Genomic DNA, 18,343 nt, shown 5'->3' with positions numbered 1-18,343 from the left:
GGCACGCAGGACGACGGAGGAGGGACGATTCAGCGCCCGACGTCGGCCAGTTTCGCTCGCAACTGGAGCACGGACTTGGTGTGGATCTGGCTGACACGGCTTTCCGTTACGCCCAAGACCTGCCCGATTTCAGCCAACGTGAGCCCCTCGTAGTAGTAGAGCGTCACCACGGTCTTCTCGCGCTCTGGGAGGGTGTTGATGGCGCGCGCGAGTAGCCGCCGCAGTTCCCGGTCCTCAGCGACTTCGACGGGGTCGTCCGCAGCCTGGTCTTCCAGTGTGTCACCGAGCGTGAGCCGGTCACCGCCCTCCCCGCCAACGTGCAACAACTCCTCCAGAGCCACCACGTTGGCCAGTGACAACTGGCTGAAAACACCGTGCAGTTCCTCCAGCCCGATGCCCATCTCCGCGGCAACTTCCATCTCCGATGGCGTACGGCGCAACGCCGCCTCCAACGTGGCGTAGGCGCGCTCAACAGCCCGGGCCTTCTGTCGCACCGAGCGGGGAATCCAATCCAGCGCCCGCAGCTCGTCGATCATGGCGCCACGGATGCGGGTGATCGCGTACGTCTCGAACTTGATGGCCCGATCGGGGTCGAACTTCTCGATGGCGTCGATGAGGCCGAAGATCCCTGAGGAGACGAAGTCCGCCTGTTCGACGTTGGCGGGCAACCCGACGCTGACGCGTCCGGCCACGTACTTCACCAGTGGCGAGTAATGCAGGATCAACTGCTCCCGTAGCCGCTCGTCACCCGTTGTCTTGTACGACCGCCACAGCTCTTCAAGCGAAGTGGGCGCGGTTGGCCGGACGGTGCCGCGGGCGGCGGGCGGCACCGTCGCGCGTTCAGACCCGGAGGTGTGCTGGGGCATGCGTCGTCTTGAGCCGTTCTGCCGTGACGTGGGTGAGGGCGTGTGCCCGCGTCGGAATCCTTGTGAGCGTAGCGTGACTGATGCGTCGCAGTGTGCGAGTGTCGAGGGTTGTGCCGTGCGCAGATGCGTTCCGTTCTCCGCACCCTGGAGTTACGGTCGCAGCACGGACGGCAACCGAAAGGCCAGCTCCACAAGGGCGTCTGCGGTCATCTCTCACACCCTTTCACCCAATTGCCCCAAATCAAGAACCGCCTCGCCGCGAGCTTCCCGTCTGATGGGCCTGCGACGTCAACTCCCAGCGACTACCGCGGCGTTCGACGAACCCGAGCGACAGTAATTCGTAGAGTCTGGTCAACGTCTCGTCGTGACTCATCCCTGCGTCACGGGCGAGCGCCTGGGTGTCGCCGGTACCCCGTACGGGCAGCGCCTCCAGTACCCGGGCCGTCGCGGTCGGCAGCAGGTCGCGGCCTACGACGGGACCTCGCCTTGCGGGCGCGAGGTCGCCGATGTTGCCGATTAGTTCGACCACCTCATCGGCGTCGCTCACCAGTAGGCCTTCTCCGCGCAGGAGTTCGTGCACTCCTCCCGAGAGGCCGCTGGTCACTGGGCCCGGCACGCCCATCGTGCAACGCCCAAGGCGCTGCGCCCAACGAGCAGTAACCAGGGACCCGCTGCGGTATTGGGCCTCGACCACGACCGTTCCGCGCGTCAGGGCCGCGATGACCCGGTTGCGGAGTACGAACCGGCTACGGGTGGGATGGCCGCCGGGCGGCAACTCTGCGACTACGAGGCCTTGTTCCGCGACTCTGCCAATCAGCCCCGCGTGGCCGCGTGGGTAGGGGACGTCCACGCCGGAGGCAAGCACCGCGATGGTCGCCCCGTCCGCGCTGAGAGCGCCTCGATGGGCGGCAGCGTCCACGCCGTAGGCCGCGCCGGAGGTCACCACCCAGCCCCGTTCTGCGAGACCGGAACCCAGTGTGGCCGCAACGTAGGACCCGTAGTCGCTGCACGCCCGCGCACCGACCACAGCCACGGACCGCACCGCCCACATTCGCAGTGACGCCCTGCCCAAAACCCAAAGACCGATGGGGCGGGCATCGCCGAGGTCATCGAGTTGGCCCGGCCATTCCGCATCCTGTGGGCAGACAAAGCGCCCACCCAACGCGGCCATCGCCGCCAAATCCTCGGCCGGGTCAAGTCGCGCGGCTCGCAGCGCGCACCCGGCCAGACGGCGGGAGCCGGCCCCCGGCGGCGGCTCGCCATCGCCGGTCAGCGCACGCCACAGTGCCACGGGGCCAAGTTCCCGCAGCCACCGGCCGATGGCCTCGTCTCCCGGTTCCGTCAGCCGGGTGAGAGCGGCCCTGGCCAGCCGCACGGCGTCGTCTACCGGCCGCTGAGGCGCGTCTGTTGCGGCCAACTCCGCCTCGCAGGCCCCGCTGCTTCCCTCCACCGGCAGGTCGTGCGCCGTCATGCGCTACCTGCTCTCTCCGGCACTCCGCGGCTGATGCCGGTGCGCATCTGAAGTGCCTGGACCACGTCCTCGCGCGTCGGCCGGTCGTGGCCGGCAAGGTCCGCCACTGTCCAAGCCACCCGCAACACCCGATCGAGGCCTCGGGCCGTGAGCACGCCTCGTTCCATGTCACGCTCCGCCTCGCGCAGCGCCCCGGGAGCCAGTGCCCAGCGAGTACGCAGCTCGTATCCGGGCATCTCGCCGTTCACGGACCAGGGCGTCTCCGCATAGCGAGCACTGGCCCGCTCCCTGGCCTCGCGTACGCGCGCGGCCACCACCGCGGTGGTCTCCGACCGGCCGTGTTCCCCGGCAAGCTCCGCCCTGCTCACGGCGCCGACCCGAACGCGCAGGTCTACGCGGTCGAGCAGCGGGCCCGAAAGCCTGGCCTGGTAGCGACGAATGACCGCCGGCGAGCAGTCGCACCGGTCCCCGGGCTGGCCGTGACGCCCACAGGGGCATGGATTGGCGGCGAGCAGTAACAGGAACCGCGCGGGCATCCGCATCACCCCTGCCGATCTGGCCACCACCACATGACCCGACTCCAGGGGCTGCCGTAACGCATCCAACGCCCGCCCGCTGAACTCAGGGGCTTCATCGAGAAAAAGCGCACCTCTGTGAGCGAGCGAGACGGCTCCAGGCCTTGGCACACCGTTGCCTCCGCCGACCAGTGAGGCCATCGTCGCTGAGTGATGCGGCGCGCAGTACGGCGGCACATCAAGGAGTGGCTTTCCCGGTGGGAGGACCCCCGCCACGGAGTGGACGGCGGTGACCTCCAGGGCCTCCGCGGGTGTCAGGGGCGGCAGTAGTCCAGGCAGCCGTTCGGCCAGCATCGTCTTGCCCGCCCCAGGAGGTCCTTTTAGATAGAGGTGATGGCCGCCGGCCGCCGCGACCTCAAGGGCCTTGCGGGCTGCCTGTTGGCCCGCCACGTCCGCCAGGTCGAGCTGTTGGGCCGTCCCCTGGCGATTGATCGCCCCCGTTCCCACACCGGCTCCCGGCAGCATCAGGCCCGCCAGCATGGGGTCCGGGCGCCCCAGCTCCGGCTGCTCCGCTTCCTCCGGCACCGGCCCATCGGTCAATACGGCGATCAACTGCCGCAAGCTGCGGACGCCCAGCACGGACACCCCTGGCACCAACATCGCCTCGGCTGCTGTCTGCTCCGGGACGACGACCTGCCGATACCCGGCGTCCGCGGCCGCGAGCACGGCTGGCAGTACGCCCCGTACCGGACGCACCCGCCCATCGAGGCCCAGTTCCCCGATCATCATCAGGTCGGCGATCTCGCGGGGATCGATGAACTCAGCAGCCGACAGGACGGCGCACGCCACCGCAAGATCGAATCCGCTGCCCGCCTTGGGCACGGAAGCGGGGCTGAGTCCGACCGTCAGCTTCTTCTGCGGCCACTCGGCGCCTGAATTGACGACGGCCGCCCGCACTCGGTCCCTGCTCTCGGACAGGCTCTTATCTGGCAACCCGACCAGCGTGAACGCTGCTACTCCCGGCTCCAGATCGGCCTGCACCTCGACCACCACGCCCTCGACGCCAACCAGTGCCACGGAACATGTGCGGGCGAAGCCCATCACGCCACCCCCCGCGCGTGCTCGACGATCGGCGCGCCTCGGTCTGGCAGCCGCACGCCCACGAGGTCGATGCGGACCCCACCCGAGGGGGGCCCACCGTGCCGTTCCAGCCAGTGGGCGGCCAGTCGCCGCAGGCGCCGGGCCTTGGTGCGGCTGACGGCAGCCATCGGGTGCTCGTAGGAGCTGGCCCTGCGAGTCTTCACCTCGCAGATGACCAACGCGTCACCATCGCGGGCGACAATGTCGATCTCGCCCTCGCGGCATCGCCAGTTGCGAGCGATCACGGCCATCCCGGCCGCCAGGAGCTCGCGAACTGCCAGGTTTTCCCCGTAAGCGCCGAGAGCGCGGCGGGCGCACGACGGACCTGCTCGGTCTGCGGCAGGCAGGGCCTCAGGGGCGGCTGGCACGGGCCTCGGTGACCTCGCTGGCCCCGATGACCTCGTGGTTCTTGGACGTACGGCACTGCTTTTGGCGGGCGCGGGTGAGCGCTTGGGAAATGTTCGCGGCATGGATACCACCTCCGGCATCGACAGTGCCGCTCGTGCCGCGAACTTTTGGATCTTGGTGGATAACCGGTGCGTTGGGTGTAACTCGCTCACCCATACGAGTGAGGAAACCTTCACTCATGCCTAGCGGCGGCGATCAGCTGTTGAAGCCGGATTCACCCGAGGTCAAGTCGAGGTCGCTCTTATTCAGCTCCTCGATGTTCACGTCCTTGAACGTGAGGACGCGCACCTGCTTGACGAAGCGAGCTGGCCGGTACATATCCCACACCCAGGCATCGGCCATGGAGACCTCGAAGAAGACCTCGCCCTGAACCGAGTGCACCTGCATCTCGTAGTCGTTGGTGAGGTAGAAACGCCGCTCGGTCTCGATCACGTATTTGAACAGACCGACGACATCGCGGTACTCCCGGTAGAGCTTCAGCTCCATCTCGGTCTCGTACTTTTCGAGGTCCTCGGCACTCATGGCATGTTCCCCTTCAGCCGTGCGTCCCCCCATTGTGCGTCAGACGCGCTCTGTCTCCAGGACCACCGGCGCGCTAGGAGGCCCCTCGTCGAGCAGCGTGCGGAGCAGTTCGGCGAGTCTGGTCGGGTACACCGTCTCATGGGCGGCGAACAGTTCTTCGGCCGTCCACCAGCGCAGTCCAGCGACGCTGCGCCGTTCCAGGTCGGTCTGGCCACTGGTGCGGGTCAGTGTCTGCCGGGTCCTGGCCAGGTAGTACCACTCGTCCTGGTCCCAGCGCCGCCCATCGAACGGAAAGGAGCACACCCGCTTCCAGATCACCGGCCCCAGCCGCGCCTCGGTGATGCCGGTCTCCTCCGCCAGCTCCCGTAGGGCCGCCTGCTCTCGGCTCTCCCCCGCCTCCACGCCACCCCCCGGGGTAAACCACCAGGTCAGCGACGGGTCACCCGGCTCATAGCCGTGCATCAGCAACATGCGGTCAGCGGGGTCGAGCAGGATCACCCGTGCCACCTTGCGTAGCGCCGGCTCCCCAGCCCCCTGCGATATGCCGTCAGCCACTGCTCCTCGCCGTTCCCTTCCCGCCTCTCCCAGGCCGGCCGGGCACTTCAGCGTCCGTGGACGCGCCTTCCGCCGCCCCGGGCGGTCTCGCGGCCCCGTGCCCCGTACCACCGGCTGCCTTCCCCAACCGGTCGCCAGGCTTGCCCTGCCGACCGGGCGCCACAGCGCCAGCGGCCCGCTCGGCGCCGCTCCGTGCCCCGGGCTCCGCGCTGCGAGACGTGGCGACGCTATGGGGCGGCTTGCCCTTGCCGCTCGTACGCCGTGTGAGCGGCCCGTACGCGGCACCACCCAGGATGAGTACCGCGCCCGCCACGACCATCCCGGTGATCAAGGTCAGCGGACCGCGTTCGGAGACGCCGCCCGGCAATCCATCGAATCCCGATGGCTCCTCCAGCGTCCCCATGGCCCCAAGAGGCCACACCACCGCCTCCACACGTGCGTCCACCGCGTCCCGCGACACGGTGCCTTGGTCGCCGTCGGTCAGGTGCCCACGAGAGTCAACCGAGGTGTCCCGGTTGTCGCCGAGGAGGAAAAGGTGGTCACCGGGCACCGTCGCGGAGAACATGGTCGGCGAAGCGCGGCCCTCACGCGCCAGGTAGGGCTCGTCGATGGCCTTGCCGTTGACCGTCAGCCGCCCCTGCTTGTCGCAGCAGGCAATCTTGTCACCACCCACCCCAACTACCCGCTTGACCATCGGCATGTCGCCCCACACCGAATCGCGGAAGACGACCACGTCACCCCGGTGCACATCGCTACCATCCACGCGCTCGGCTAGCACTCGGTCGTCCTTGCCGATCGTCGGCGACATCGAGTCGGTGGGGACGGTGTACGGCTGATACAGCACCGCACCCCAGACGAAGCCTCCGAGGAAGAGCACACAGCCGATGGCGACCGCCACACCTGACAGCACGCTGCCACGTCGGCCCCGTCCATCGCTCGTACGTCGCGGTCCGCCCATTTCGCTCTCCTGTCGCCCGACAGCGCCTGCATGGGGCCGCGGCCCCGTGTCGAGTGCCCCACCCCGCCAAAAGCCCGTACGGAACCCATGAAGCTCCGTACGCGAAGTGGCCCAACGGGCCATGCCGTTACAGCACGGGTCCGCACCCTACCCGGCGGTATCGGTGCCGTCAGCCCTTCCCGGCTGCCTTCTTGAGCAGCCGACTGCGGCGCCACAACACCAGCGGAAGAGCCCCAGCGAATCCGGCCACCGTCGGAGTCATCGACGCCGCGGCGTTCAGTCCAGGCTGGTCGAACGTGCCCGGAACCGGGAGCGTGCCCCAGCGGTTGATCGGCCACGCCTTGACGATCGCCCGGCCAACGACCTCGTCAGTCGATACGGTGCCGTTGTCCAGGTTCTGGTGGTAGCGGGAGTCGAGCGAGTCCTGGCGATGGTCGCCCATCACCCAGATCCGCCCCTCGGGCACGTGGATCGGGCCGAACTCCTTGTCACCACACGGAGTGTCCCCCGGGAAGATGTACGGCTCATCCAGCGCCTTGCCGTTGACCTTGACCGGACCGTCGCTCTTGCACTCGACGGTGTCGCCGCCAACCGCGATCACCCGCTTGATCAGGTCCTTCTCCTCAGCCGACGGCATCAGGCCGATAAAACTCAGGACCTCCTGGACACCTTCCGCAATCGGCCCCGAGTCAGACTGCGGCGCCTCGTCCAGCCACCCGCCCGGGTCATGGAAGACCACGACCTCGCCGCGCTCGGGCTCCGACCCGAACCACGCCGTCAGCTTGTCCACGAGTACCCGGTCGCCGCGCTGGAGCGTGTCCTGCATCGAGTCCGACGGGATCGAGAACGCCTGCACTAGGAAGGTCTTGATCAACAAGGCGAGCAGCAGCGCGATGCCCACGAGGAGCGGCAGCTCCTTCCAGAAGGAACGGTGCTTCTTTTGCTGCGCACCGTCCGTGCGCCGTTCCTCCTCCCCGCCGCTCTTGTCGAGCCCCACGGGGCCGAGGGAGGAGTCACCGGGCTGGCCAGGCGCCGCTGCGGCGTCTGCCGGTTCGGCGCCCTCGGCCTGGTGCGGTCGAGTATCGCCACCGCTGCCCGCGCCAACGCCGCTGGGAGTAGCGCCTGGCTGACCTCCCGGCCCGGGGCCCACGGAGCCGCCACCGCGGCTTGCGGCGTACTGGGGCTCGGCTTCGGACGACTCGTTCACGGGTGACTCACCGGGTTGCTCTGGCTGCCTTTCGGGCTCTTCGTGTCCGGATCGTGCGCCGACCGCCAAATCCCCCACATCCACTCCTCTTGCCGTGCTGCCGCCTGCCCCAGGTCCGGCGCAGGCCCACCAACCCCATAACGAGCGGGAGTTCCGCAAGGGTCGGGAGATGGGTCAATCCTTGCGCTTCCAAAGGAAACGCAGTGCCGGAGGACACACTATGCGGAGCGCCGCCCGCCTGGGACTGAGCGTCACCCGCGTCCCGTACGGAGGCGAAGGCTCCCGGCTCCTCCAACCGTCGCCAGTGACCGACCGGCCACGCGATCACCACGGCCTTACCGACCACCAGGTCCTCCGGAATCGTGCCACGCCCCTCGTCATCGAGGTGATAGCGGGAGTCGGCCGAGTTGGACCGGTGGTCACCCATCACGAAGATACGTCCCTGGGGGACCTGCACCTGGAACTTCAGCTTGGAGGGCGGGTTTCCCGGGTGGACATACGGCTCGTTGAGCGGAGTGCCGTTGACCGTGACGCGACCGTCCCTGCCACAGCAGCGCACCGTATCGCCACCGACCCCCACCACGCGTTTGATCAGGTCCTGCTCGTCCGAGGACGGCAACAGCCCGATGAACGTCAGGAACTGCTTGGCCTGCTTGATGCCCACCGGATCGTCCCCGCTGGGCTTGTGCTCATCCTCAAGCCAGCCACCGGGGTCCTTGAAGACCACCACGTCGCCACGTTGGGGTTTGGCTCCGAACCAGGGGGTGAGCTTGTCCACCAGCACCCGGTCGCCGATCTTGATCGTCTGCTCCATGGAGCCGGAGGGGATCACGAACGCCTGCACCAAAAACGTCTTCAGCACCAGCGCGATCAGCAGCGCCACGGCTACAAGGATCGGTATCTCCTTGATGGCGGAGCGGCGGCGTCTGCGCTGGATACGGCGGGCCGCCTTGCGGCGCTCCGCCCGGCCGGCCAGCTGGCGCGGATGCCGAGCCGGGGGTTCGGTTCCGCTCGGTGGTTCGTGCCCATCCGGCCCTGTGCCGGGCTCTGCGGGGCCGAGGGGCCCGCTGTCGGGCCCTAGCGGACCTTCGACTCCAGCGCCCGGCTGCGGGACGCGACGCGGGGCTTCGGCGGCCTCGTGGGTGGGTGGGGTCTCGTGGCTGGGTGCGGCGGGCGCGTCATGGGCGGTCTTGCGAAGCCTGTGGTACGTGCGCTGAGGGGACGACGCCTCGTATGCGGGCCGGGTCGGCGCCCGGTAGCCGAGTGGGGCCGAGGCCTCGGAGGCATCTTGGGCCGGCTGCGCTTCTTGAGGCTCGTATGGGGCACCGCCGGCGCCGTACGGGGCCTTGTACGTGGCATCGTCGGCGCCGTACGAAGCCTCAAACGGCGCTGTCTCGCCCGCGGCCCCGTGAGCCGTGCTGCGCCGTGCTCCGCCCGCGGCTCCGTGCCCCGGTCCCCGCTCCCCGTGCGGAGCGTTCGCACTGCGGGCCCCGTGTGCGTCGTCGTGCGCACCGTCGACGGGCGCCCCGTGCGCCGTATCGCGGGTCGTCGCCCCGTGGCCCCGGGCCCCGTGCCCCGTGCGCGGCACCGTCGGTTTTGCCAGTGGTACGGGTTCCTCCGGTGGCTCCGGGCGCTGTGGACCCGAGCGCGGCCGTCCGCGGTTACCCATGTGCTCGGCCCGGCGCCGGCACCTTGTTGGGCTTTGGCACCCGCGTGAACGCATCGGGTCGATGCAGCGAGCTCCAGCGGGTCAGTGGCCAGCCGATCCAGTCGGCTCGGCCGATGACCTTGCCCACCGGTACGGAGCCCCCGCCAGGGGCTCCGAGACGGTCGCGGGAGTCGCGCGAGGCGCTGCGGTGGTCGCCCATCACCCACAGCTTTGCTTCGGGGACCACGATGTCGAAGGGAACCTGTGACGGGGCATCTCCGGGGTAGAGGTAGTCCTCATCCACCGGTTGACCGTTCACCTTGATCCTCCCCCGCTTGTCACAGCAGGTGACCCGATCCCCTCCGATGCCCACCACACGCTTGATGTAATCGGTCTCGGCGGGCTCGGCCAAGCCGACCGCCGATGCTGCCGAGCGCAACAAAGTCGTCACCGGGTTCCCCGCAGGACGCTCGTCAGCGAAGGACCCGGTGCCGTCGAAGACCACGACGTCGCCGCGCTGCGGCGTATCACCGAAACGGTACGCCAGCTTGTTCACCAGCACCCGGTCACCGACCTTGAAGGTGTTCTCCATCGAGGTGCTGGGGATCAAAAAGGGCTGCACCACAAAGGCGCTCAGCAGTAACACGCAGGTGACGCACGCCACGGCGAGGAGCCCCACACGACGCCAACCGCCGACCTCGATCGGCCAGGGCAAACGCGCGAAGCGCGACCGCAGCTCCGGACCCGGTTCAGGGTCGGGAGAGCGATCGCGCTCCGAAATTCGTGCGTCGGTATCCATCGGGCCCAGAGCCTATCCGGCCAATCTGTGACCGCCCGGCACACGCTCGACTCAGTTGTCGCGCTTCTCCTTGATCTTCGCGGCCTTGCCGCGCAGGTTACGGAGGTAGTAGAGCTTCGCACGGCGGACATCACCGCGGGTCACGAGTTCGATCTTCTCAACGATCGGGGTGTGCACGGGGAAGGTGCGCTCGACGCCAACGCTGAAGCTGACCTTGCGGACGGAGAAGGTCTCCCGTACGCCGGAGCCCTGGCGTCGGATGACAACGCCCTTGAACTGCTGCACACGAGAGCGGTTGCCCTCGATGACGCGGACGTGAACGTTGACCGTGTCGCCCGGGCGGAAGGCCGGAACGTCGCTGCGCAACGACGCGGCGTCCACGTTGTCAAGAAGATGCATGACGTCTGCTTTCTTCGCTGATGCCACAGGTCATCAACGGGATGTAGGAAGAGTGATGAGTGTTGTCGCTCCGCCGGGCGGCGTCGTTCCCCCTGTGGCAGGGGCGCGCGCTGGGCGGACAACAGCGGCCTATTCTTCCACGGTCTCCCCCGGCGGCCCAAATCGGCCATCCGTACGCTCCGCCCATCCCAACGCGGCCAGGATCGCGCGATCCCCCTTATCGAGCGAGGACGGGTCACAGCGCTCGATGAGGTCGGGGCGGTGGCTGGCTGTACGCCGAAAAGCCTCGTCCCTACGCCAGCGGGCGATCTTGCCGTGGTGGCCGCTGACCAGTACGTCAGGGATGGCACGGCCGCGCCACTCGGGCGGCTTGGTGTAGACGGGGCCCTCCAGGAGAGAGGCCATGGCGCCGGGGGCGAACGAGTCATCGCGGTGCGAATCGGCGTTGCCGAGCACGCCGGGTAGGAGTCGAGCGACGGCCTCCGTAATCACCAGCACCGCTGCCTCGCCTCCGGCGAGCACATAGTCCCCGATGGACACCTCGTAAACGTCGAGCCGCTCTCCGTACTCGTCCATCACGCGTCGATCGATGCCCTCGTAGCGTGCTGGTGCGAAGATCAACCACGGCCGCTGGGAGAGCTCCACCGCAAGGGCTTGGGTAAAGGGGCGGCCACTGGGTGTCGGCACAATCAGTGCCGGGCCTGCCTCGTCCTGCTCCGTCGCGGAGCCGATGACCGCGTCCAGCGCCTCGCCCCACGGTTCGGGCTTCATCACCATGCCGGGGCCGCCGCCGTAGGGCGTGTCGTCCACTGTGTGATGCCGGTCGTGCGTCCACTCCCGCAGATCGTGTACGCGCACATCGAGTTGGCCGCGGGTGCGTGCCTTGCCGACCAGCGAGACGTTCAGCGGTTCGAGATATTCCGGAAAGATCGTGACGACATCGAGCCGCATCAGGCGTCGTCCCCACCACGCGCGGTCTCGGCCTGCTCCTCGTCCAGCAGTCCCGGCGGAGGGTCGATGACCGCACGCTGCTCCGTGAGGTCGATCTCGGGCACGATCTCGGCGACGAACGGCACCATGACCTCGCTGCCGTCGGGCCGCTTGACGATGAGCAGATCTTGGTAGGGCAGGTGGGAAATTTCCGCGATGCGGCCGACGACGGCTCCGTCCGCAGTGACCACGTCCAAGTCGATCAGTTGGTGATCGTAGAACTCCTCGGGATCGTCCGGGACGTTCTCGGGATCGACCTCAGCGATCAGCAGGACGTTACGGAGCGCCTCGGCGCCCGTACGGTCACTGACGCCTGCGAAGTGCAGCAGCAGCCGGCCACTGTGTACTCGGCCGGTTTCAATCGTCAGCGGCCCCACCGAGGCGGGTTCCGTAGCCAGCACGGAGCCGGGTGCGAGCCGCAGCTCCGGCTCGTCGGTGCGTACCTCAACGGTGACCTCACCCTTGATGCCATGGGCGCGGCCGACGCGCGCGACTACCAACTGCACGGTGCGCTTCCTTCTCTGCCGCCACGCGGGCTACGCGGCGTACTGGGGTTTGGACGAAACGGGATCGGATGTGAGGGCCGACGCCCGCGGGGACGGCGCACGGAGCCTGGCGCGGGCGCACGGAGCACGGGGTGCGGGGTGCCACCCAAAGGAGTCTGGAGCCTGGTGGAGCCACGCGGCCACGGGGCGCGGGGCAGACGGGGACGGAGTGCGGCACGGGGCGGACGGACGGGACCACTCCTTCACCGTAGTGCTCGAACGCCGCACGGGCCGGAGGCGGCCGTCAGCCGCCTCCGGCCCGTGCCGGTGCTCACTCGTTCTTCAGCGAACCTGATCCACGTCGACGAGATCGACTCGGATGCCCCGGCCGCCGATGGCGCCCACGACGGTACGCAGAGCTCGTGCGGTGCGACCGTTGCGGCCGATCACCTTGCCGAGGTCGTCGGGGTGCACCCGAACCTCAAGAACGCGCCCACGGCGCAGGTTGCGCGATGCGACCTGCACGTCGTCGGGGTTGTCCACGATGCCCTTTACCAGGTGCTCGAGGGCTTCCTCGAGCATCCTCAGGCCTCGGTCGGCTCGGTGGATTCAGCAGCCGGAGCCGCCTCGTCCGCCTTCTTCTCGGCCTTCTTCGCCTTCGGGGTGATCGCCTCACCCTTCGGCTCGTCGCCGGCGTCCTTGGCCGCAGCCTCGAACAGCGCGCGCTTGTCGGCCTTCGGCTCGGCAACCTTCATCGGCTCAGGGGCCGGCAGGCCCTTGAACTTCTGCCAGTCACCGGTGACCTTGAGGATGGCCGCGACCGGCTCGGTCGGCTGGGCGCCGACGCTCAGCCAGTACTGAACGCGCTCCGAATCGACCTCGATGCGGGACGGGTTCTGCACCGGGTGGTACAGGCCGATCTCCTCGATGGCCCGGCCATCACGGCGGGTACGGGAGTCGGCAATGATGATGCGGTAGTGAGGCGCGCGGATCTTGCCCAGACGCTTCAGCTTGATCTTGACTGCCACGGGAGTGGTGTCTCCTGGTCTTGACGTGGTTGAGCACTGCGATGTGCCGCGTGGGGTTGCGGTACTCGAGTGCCCGATGGACGCGTCAGCCGTAGGAGAGAGGGGTCCTGTTCGACTGTCGAGTACAGCTAGCTATTCTGCCACACCGCAGCCAGTCAGCCGACCGCGACCACCTCGGGGATACGGAAGGGCTTCCCGCACCCTCCGCACATGATCGGCGCCTGGGCCAGGACAGATGGGACGACTCTCACATTGCGCCCACAGTCGCACACTGCCTTGACGCGCACGCCACCACCGGATGAGCCGTGCCGCGCTGCGGGGCCACGGAAGCTTCGGGTGGTGTCGGAGGCAGTCGCCACCGTGTGCGCCTTCAGTGCGCGCTGTAGCCGCTCGATGGTCGGGCGGTAACGCTTTCTCGCTTCTGGGTTCAGTGTGACCAAAGAGAAGCCACTGCTCGGGTGTGGCTCCTCGGCATGATCAAGGCCCAACTCCTCGGCGATCGCCAGGAATCGGCGGTTGTGGTAGCGGCCGGCGCGCGAGGTGTCACGGATGCCGCGGGCTGCGGCGATCCCGTGCACGGCCTCGTGTAGCAGCCGTTCGAATGAGAGCTCGTGGCCACAGGCGGACGACGACTCTCCGATCAAGGATTCGGGCGCGGCGAGATCCGGCAGCTCGGAGTGGTGCCGTTGAATGTCGGCCCACGCCAGCGCCAGTTCCGCGGCGAGAACAGGTGGTGTCGTGCTCACGTCGTGACAACGAGCGGTGGCGGCTGGGTGTTCCGATTCCGGGCATCCCAAATAATTTGCACGTACCAGTCGGTTCACGCTGATGCCTCCTGACGAGGGCGGGTGCGCAGATCTGCGGAGGAGCGGCACGGCGCGCGTCAAGCCGGTACGTATCGGTGCGTACGCCCCAGCGTCCAGGCAACGTCCGCACCTCGGGCGAGCGCCACGCCGCGCTCGCACCGTGCGCCTGCGGCACAACCGCCACGTGCGCATCGCGCGCCGTAAGCCATGGCTCTCGCGACCGGAGCGGCGCTCCGTCACGCTGGGCCATGGCACCATCCAGCCGTGCCCCGTGTGCGGCACGGCTGGAAACCGGCCGGCGTCCGCGCCCTGGGCCGGTCAGCCCTCGTTCAGCAGGCCCGCCTCAGTAGGCGCGGGCAACGACGGCGACCGTACCGGGAGCGTCGTCCGCATCCGGCACCGACCCATCCTCGGCGATCAAACACCGTACGGAAACAGCCTGTTCAGCCAGTTTGGCCTCGCCCTCGGGGCCGACCTTCGCCCATGGGATACGGGCCCAGCCGCCCGCCATCGCGGCCTGCGCGGCCTCGTCCAAGGTGGCCACGTCGGAGGTACGAGTCTCCCGACGCTCACGGGACTGCTTGAGCAAGAGCGCCTGGTCCTCTTCGAGGATCGCCGGCAGGATCTCAGCAAGGGACTCGGCGCGCACCGGCTCCTTGCCGCCGGGGATGCGGCGGGCGAGCATGGCGGTGCCGTTCTCCAGGTCGCGCGGACCGATCTCGATCCGTACCGGTACGCCCTTGAGCTCCCAGTCCACGGCGCGGCGGCCAAACGGGATATCCACTCGGTCGTCAACCCTCACTCGCAGACCCGCATCAGTCAGCTTGTCGCCCAGGGCACGCACCGCGGCGACGGACTCCTCGCCCTTGATCGCCAGCACGACGACCTGGGTGGACGCCAACCGCGGCGGCACCCGCAACCCGCTGTCATCACCATGCGACATGATCAAACCGCCGACCATCCGGGTCGAAACGCCCCAGGAGGTCTGCCAGACCAGCTCGCGGTCACCGGCTTGAGAGAGGTACTGAGTGTTGAAGGCCTTGGCGAAGTTCTGGCCGAGTTCGTGGCTGGTGCCGAGTTGCAGGGCCTTACCGTCGCCCATCATGCCCTCAAGGGTGAGGGTGTTGATCGCCCCGGCGAACCGCTCCTTAGCGGTCTTGCGGCCGAGCACCACGTCGATGCCCAAGACGTTCACCATGAAGTCGGCGTAGACGTCGCGATGGATGCGCGCGGCGTACTCCCGGGCGTCCTCGTACGTGGCGTGCGCCGTGTGTCCCTCCTGCCAGAGAAACTCGGTGGTGCGCAGGAACACACGCGGGCGCATCTCCCAGCGAACCACGTTCGCCCACTGGTTGATGAGCAGCGGCAGATCACGGTAGCTCTGCACCCATTTTGAGAAATACTCGTTGACGATCGCCTCGGACGTGGGGCGCACCACGATCGGCTCGTCGAGCTCCTTGCCGCCGCCGTGCGTGACGACGGCAAGCTCAGGAGCGAACCCCTCGACGTGCTCGGCCTCGCGTGTCAGGTACGACTGCGGAATGAACAGGGGGAAGTACGCGTTTGAGGCGCCCGCCTCCTTGATCCGGTCATCCAGCTCTCGCTGCATCCGCTCCCAGAGCCCGTACCCATACGGTCGGATGACCATGGTGCCGCGCACCGGGCCGTTGTCGGCCAGCTCGGCCTTGCTGATCAGATCCTGGTACCAGCGCGGGAAGTCGTCCGCCTGGGGGGTGAGTACGGGAGCCTTTGCCATGGCGCAGATCGTACGGGGCGACCGATGTGGAACGTGAATCGTGCCCTTGCCCCTGAACGCTAGGTCGCCGCGCTGCCCCGTTACGGCGACGCCTTCGGTTCCGCGCGCTGCGGTACCGCCGCTTTGGCCTGCACACGGCCGGTCCCCTGGCTGTCCCGTGCTCCGGACGGAGCTGTTCCGTGCTCCGTGCTCCGTGCTCCGTGCTCCGTGCTCCGTGCTCCGTGCTCCGTGCTCCGTGCTCCGTGCTCCGGCGGGAAGGGTCGCCGCTCTCCCGCTCCGTGCCGCGTTCGACACGCCGGTCAGCTCCGCGTGCGGCGCCGCGCACTGGGCGACGCCGCCCGGCGGCTCCGTGCCTCGCCTTCCTTTGACCTGCCTACGAGGCGGTGTGCGCGGTCAGATGGCAGGCCGACAGCCGGGGCTGCTCGAACTGGGCGGGGAGGTCGAACCGGCACCTTTGATGGCCGACTCGCGTGGCGCCGCGGCAACCGGAGTGAACGGGTGACGCGCTGCCTCTCGGCCTGGCTTTTCGCCAACGGCGGAGAAGAGCGTCGTTGGCCATCAGGCATCGCGCCTCTGTGGCATCGCGCGGGTGCGCGATGCCACAGAGGCGATGAAGTTGGGTACGGCTTTGGTTACTGCTGGGGCGGGAGCATGTCCCGGAATTCCTTGGGCAGTTCGAACGAGCTCGCGTCCTTGCCTGCGCCCGGCAGCCCGAACGCGTCGTCCTGCTGAGCCCCGCCACCAGCTGCCCGGCGCTCCGCCGCTGCCTGCTCATCAGCCTTGCGCTTCATGGGGTTGCCGCTGCGCTGCTTACCCTTGGCCTTCTTCTGGGGCTTGCCCTTCTTTCGCGAACCGCCCCCCATGCCTGGCATACCTGGCATACCCGGCATGCCGCCTCCCTGGGCCATCTTGGACATCATCTTTCGCGCCTCAAAGAAGCGCTCGACGAGGTTCCTGACCGCGCTCACATCAACGCCAGAACCACGGGCGATACGGGCGCGACGCGACCCATTGATGATCGTCGGCTCCTGCCGCTCCGCTGGGGTCATCGACTTGATGATCGCCGCGGTGCGGTCCACGTCCTTCTCGTCCAAATTGTTGATCTGGTCCTTGATCTGCCCCATGCCCGGCAGCATCCCCAGCAGCTTGGAGATGGAGCCCATCTTGCGGACCTGTTCCATCTGCGCCAGGAAGTCGTCAAGCGTGAACTCCTTGGGCCCCTTCGCCAGCTTGGCCGCCATCTGCTCGGCCTCGGCCTGGCTGAAGGTCTGCTCGGCCTTCTCAATCAGGCTGAGCATGTCGCCCATGCCGAGAATGCGGGACGCCATACGGTCCGGGTGGAACGCGTCGAAGTCGTCCAGCTTCTCGCCGTTCGAGGCGAACATGATCTGGCGGCCGGTGACATGCGCAATGGACAGCGCGGCACCACCACGGGCGTCGCCGTCCAGCTTGGAGAGCACGACACCGTCGAACCCGACACCCTCGCGGAACGCCTCGGCGGTGTTCACCGCGTCCTGGCCGATCATCGCATCGACGACGAACAGCACCTCGTCCGGGCGGACAGCGTCCCGGATGTCGGCCGCCTGCTGCATGAGTTCCTGATCGATGCCCAGGCGCCCAGCGGTGTCAACGATCACCACGTCGTACTGCTTGGACTTGGCGAAAGCCAGGGAGTCCTCAGCAACCTTCACCGGGTCGCCCACACCGTTGCCCGGCTCGGGCGCGTAGATCGCCACTCCGGCACGCTCGGCGACGACCGAGAGCTGGTTGACAGCGTTGGGCCGCTGAAGGTCACAGGCCACAAGTAGCGGAGCGTGCCCTTGACCCTTCAGCCAGTGGCCGAGCTTGCCGGCGAGGGTGGTCTTACCGGCACCCTGGAGACCGGCCAGCATGATCACCGTCGGCGGCGTCTTAGCAAATCGCAAGCGGCGGGTCTCGCCACCGAGAATGCCAACCAACTCGTCATTGACGATCTTGATGACCTGCTGGGCAGGGTTCAGCGCCTGGGAAACCTCGGAGCCGAGCGCTCGCTCCTTGACCTGCTTGATGAACGCACGTACGACGGGCAGGGCGACGTCCGCCTCAAGGAGGGCGATACGGATCTCGCGCGCCGTGGCGTCGATGTCCGCCTCGGACAGGCGCCCCTTGCCCCGGAGGTTCTTGAACGTCGCTGCGAGGCGGTCGGAGAGGGTATCGAACACGGCGGTCGCGAGTCCTTCTTGTCGAAGTCGATTCGGCGGTTGACCCCCAAGGGTATCCGCCCGGTCCGGTGTGGTCTGCCCCGCTGTCCGGGGTCGTTGCCTCCGGTACGGGCGAAACGGTCTCCTTGCGGCGCGCACCGTTAGCGGGCCGCGCGATGTCTCGGATCGCCTGTGGGGCAGTCTGCGAACGCCACCGTGCCCACAGTGCATCATGCGGTGCACGAACGTCGAGCCGCACAGTACGGGCTCGCTACTGCCAGAACGCCGCACGCCGTGGCCCCCGTCGCCCGTGCCTCCGTAATTCGGTCCCACGACGGGGTGCCGCCCCCGTGCCCCCGTAGAGGCTGTCGCGGCTCCACACACCGCAGGCCCCGTGCCCCGTGCCCCGTGGGTTCCGCGGCACGCTTGGCTCCGTGCTCCGTGCCCCGTGGGTTCCGCGGCACGCTTGGCTCCGTGCTCCGTGCTCCGTGCTCCGTGCTCCGTGCTCCGTGCTCCGTGCTCCGTGCTCCGTGCTCCGTGCTCCGACAGCACGTGTACCACCTGCCCCCTCCGTCGCCAGTGCTCCGCCGCCCCTTAAGCGGCGATCGGG

Annotated in this window: 18 protein-coding genes and 1 pseudogene; all 19 read right to left on the bottom strand. The window is 68.2% G+C overall.

The features are described from left to right. Window positions 1–29: 29 nt before the first annotated feature. Entirely contained in the window at window positions 30–866 is an 837-nt protein-coding gene (whiG, locus tag FHS42_RS14705; protein WP_184572638.1) for an RNA polymerase sigma factor WhiG, read from the bottom strand. Window positions 867–1,107: 241 nt separating this feature from the next. Continuing rightward, complete coding sequence (dprA, locus tag FHS42_RS14700; protein ID WP_184572637.1) at window positions 1,108–2,337, bottom strand: DNA-processing protein DprA; 1,230 nt, start codon at window positions 2,335–2,337, stop codon at window positions 1,108–1,110. Further along, on the bottom strand, window positions 2,334–3,953 hold the full coding sequence (locus tag FHS42_RS14695) for a YifB family Mg chelatase-like AAA ATPase (RefSeq protein WP_184572636.1): 1,620 nt from the start codon (window positions 3,951–3,953) through the stop codon (window positions 2,334–2,336). Before FHS42_RS14695 ends, dprA begins: the two co-directional genes overlap by 4 nt. Then, the gene (locus FHS42_RS14690; protein WP_246494815.1) at window positions 3,953–4,339 is read right to left on the bottom strand and encodes a YraN family protein; all 387 of its coding nucleotides are present in this window, start codon (window positions 4,337–4,339) and stop codon (window positions 3,953–3,955) included. Before FHS42_RS14690 ends, FHS42_RS14695 begins: the two co-directional genes overlap by 1 nt. A gap of 4 nt (window positions 4,340–4,343) precedes the next feature. Beyond that, window positions 4,344–4,556: a hypothetical protein gene (locus tag FHS42_RS37025; protein WP_246494730.1), complete on the bottom strand. Its 213-nt coding sequence runs from the start codon at window positions 4,554–4,556 to the stop codon at window positions 4,344–4,346. A gap of 39 nt (window positions 4,557–4,595) precedes the next feature. Beyond that, window positions 4,596–4,922 carry a DUF2469 domain-containing protein gene (locus FHS42_RS14685; RefSeq protein ID WP_184572634.1) on the bottom strand — a complete coding sequence of 109 codons (327 nt, stop codon included), beginning with the start codon at window positions 4,920–4,922 and terminating at the stop codon, window positions 4,596–4,598. Between the two features lie 39 nt (window positions 4,923–4,961). Beyond that, on the bottom strand, window positions 4,962–5,477 hold the full coding sequence (locus FHS42_RS14680) for an NUDIX hydrolase (protein WP_184572633.1): 516 nt from the start codon (window positions 5,475–5,477) through the stop codon (window positions 4,962–4,964). A 211-nt stretch (window positions 5,478–5,688) separates the two neighbouring features. Continuing rightward, window positions 5,689–6,435 (bottom strand): annotated as a pseudogene (gene lepB, locus FHS42_RS14675) (signal peptidase I); the annotation flags it as partial. Between the two features lie 169 nt (window positions 6,436–6,604). After that, window positions 6,605–7,720: a signal peptidase I gene (lepB, locus tag FHS42_RS14670; RefSeq protein ID WP_376772595.1), complete on the bottom strand. Its 1,116-nt coding sequence runs from the start codon at window positions 7,718–7,720 to the stop codon at window positions 6,605–6,607. After that, window positions 7,650–8,525: a signal peptidase I gene (lepB, locus tag FHS42_RS14665; RefSeq protein WP_376772594.1), complete on the bottom strand. Its 876-nt coding sequence runs from the start codon at window positions 8,523–8,525 to the stop codon at window positions 7,650–7,652. Before lepB (FHS42_RS14665) ends, lepB (FHS42_RS14670) begins: the two co-directional genes overlap by 71 nt. Window positions 8,526–9,303: 778 nt before the next feature. After that, complete coding sequence (gene lepB, locus FHS42_RS14660) at window positions 9,304–10,089, bottom strand: signal peptidase I (protein ID WP_184572631.1); 786 nt, start codon at window positions 10,087–10,089, stop codon at window positions 9,304–9,306. Between the two features lie 51 nt (window positions 10,090–10,140). After that, a complete protein-coding gene (rplS, locus tag FHS42_RS14655) occupies window positions 10,141–10,488 on the bottom strand; it encodes a 50S ribosomal protein L19 (protein ID WP_184572630.1) in 348 nt (115 codons plus the stop codon). Between the two features lie 129 nt (window positions 10,489–10,617). Then, window positions 10,618–11,439, bottom strand: a complete 822-nt coding sequence (trmD, locus tag FHS42_RS14650) for a tRNA (guanosine(37)-N1)-methyltransferase TrmD (RefSeq protein ID WP_184572629.1) — start codon at window positions 11,437–11,439, stop codon at window positions 10,618–10,620. Further along, the gene (rimM, locus tag FHS42_RS14645) at window positions 11,439–11,984 is read right to left on the bottom strand and encodes a ribosome maturation factor RimM (RefSeq protein WP_184572628.1); all 546 of its coding nucleotides are present in this window, start codon (window positions 11,982–11,984) and stop codon (window positions 11,439–11,441) included. Before rimM ends, trmD begins: the two co-directional genes overlap by 1 nt. Before the next feature lie 321 nt (window positions 11,985–12,305). Beyond that, window positions 12,306–12,545: an RNA-binding protein gene (locus FHS42_RS14640; protein WP_005311361.1), complete on the bottom strand. Its 240-nt coding sequence runs from the start codon at window positions 12,543–12,545 to the stop codon at window positions 12,306–12,308. 2 nt (window positions 12,546–12,547) lie between these two features. Then, on the bottom strand, window positions 12,548–12,991 hold the full coding sequence (gene rpsP / locus FHS42_RS14635; RefSeq protein ID WP_184572627.1) for a 30S ribosomal protein S16: 444 nt from the start codon (window positions 12,989–12,991) through the stop codon (window positions 12,548–12,550). Window positions 12,992–13,146: 155 nt separating this feature from the next. After that, the gene (locus FHS42_RS14630) at window positions 13,147–13,737 is read right to left on the bottom strand and encodes a hypothetical protein (RefSeq protein WP_184572626.1); all 591 of its coding nucleotides are present in this window, start codon (window positions 13,735–13,737) and stop codon (window positions 13,147–13,149) included. Between the two features lie 403 nt (window positions 13,738–14,140). Next, window positions 14,141–15,553 (bottom strand): proline--tRNA ligase, encoded by a 1,413-nt coding sequence (proS, locus tag FHS42_RS14625; protein ID WP_184572625.1) that lies wholly within the window; start codon window positions 15,551–15,553, stop codon window positions 14,141–14,143. Window positions 15,554–16,185: 632 nt separating this feature from the next. Next, window positions 16,186–17,754 carry a signal recognition particle protein gene (gene ffh, locus FHS42_RS14620; protein WP_184572624.1) on the bottom strand — a complete coding sequence of 523 codons (1,569 nt, stop codon included), beginning with the start codon at window positions 17,752–17,754 and terminating at the stop codon, window positions 16,186–16,188. Between the last annotated feature and the right edge of the window lie 589 nt (window positions 17,755–18,343).

It is taken from the genome of Streptomyces zagrosensis (assembly GCF_014203645.1).
GTDB lineage: Bacteria > Actinomycetota > Actinomycetes > Streptomycetales > Streptomycetaceae > Streptomyces > Streptomyces zagrosensis.
This window is presented reverse-complemented; position numbering and strand designations above follow the sequence as displayed.

Bases quoted from the DNA above. Each gene is read 5' to 3' on its own strand.
- dprA (WP_184572637.1), bottom strand. From the start codon at position 2,337: ATGACGGCGCACGACCTGCCGGTGGAGGGAAGCAGCGGGGCCTGCGAG.
- FHS42_RS14685 (WP_184572634.1), bottom strand. From the start codon at position 4,922: ATGAGTGCCGAGGACCTCGAAAAGTACGAGACCGAGATGGAGCTGAAG.
- FHS42_RS14640 (WP_005311361.1), bottom strand. From the start codon at position 12,545: ATGCTCGAGGAAGCCCTCGAGCACCTGGTAAAGGGCATCGTGGACAAC.
- FHS42_RS37025 (WP_246494730.1), bottom strand. From the start codon at position 4,556: ATGGGTGAGCGAGTTACACCCAACGCACCGGTTATCCACCAAGATCCA.
- trmD (WP_184572629.1), bottom strand. From the start codon at position 11,439: ATGCGGCTCGATGTCGTCACGATCTTTCCGGAATATCTCGAACCGCTG.
- lepB (WP_184572631.1), bottom strand. From the start codon at position 10,089: ATGGATACCGACGCACGAATTTCGGAGCGCGATCGCTCTCCCGACCCT.
- proS (WP_184572625.1), bottom strand. From the start codon at position 15,553: ATGGCAAAGGCTCCCGTACTCACCCCCCAGGCGGACGACTTCCCGCGC.
- rplS (WP_184572630.1), bottom strand. From the start codon at position 10,488: ATGCATCTTCTTGACAACGTGGACGCCGCGTCGTTGCGCAGCGACGTT.
- whiG (WP_184572638.1), bottom strand. From the start codon at position 866: ATGCCCCAGCACACCTCCGGGTCTGAACGCGCGACGGTGCCGCCCGCC.
- FHS42_RS14695 (WP_184572636.1), bottom strand. From the start codon at position 3,953: ATGGGCTTCGCCCGCACATGTTCCGTGGCACTGGTTGGCGTCGAGGGC.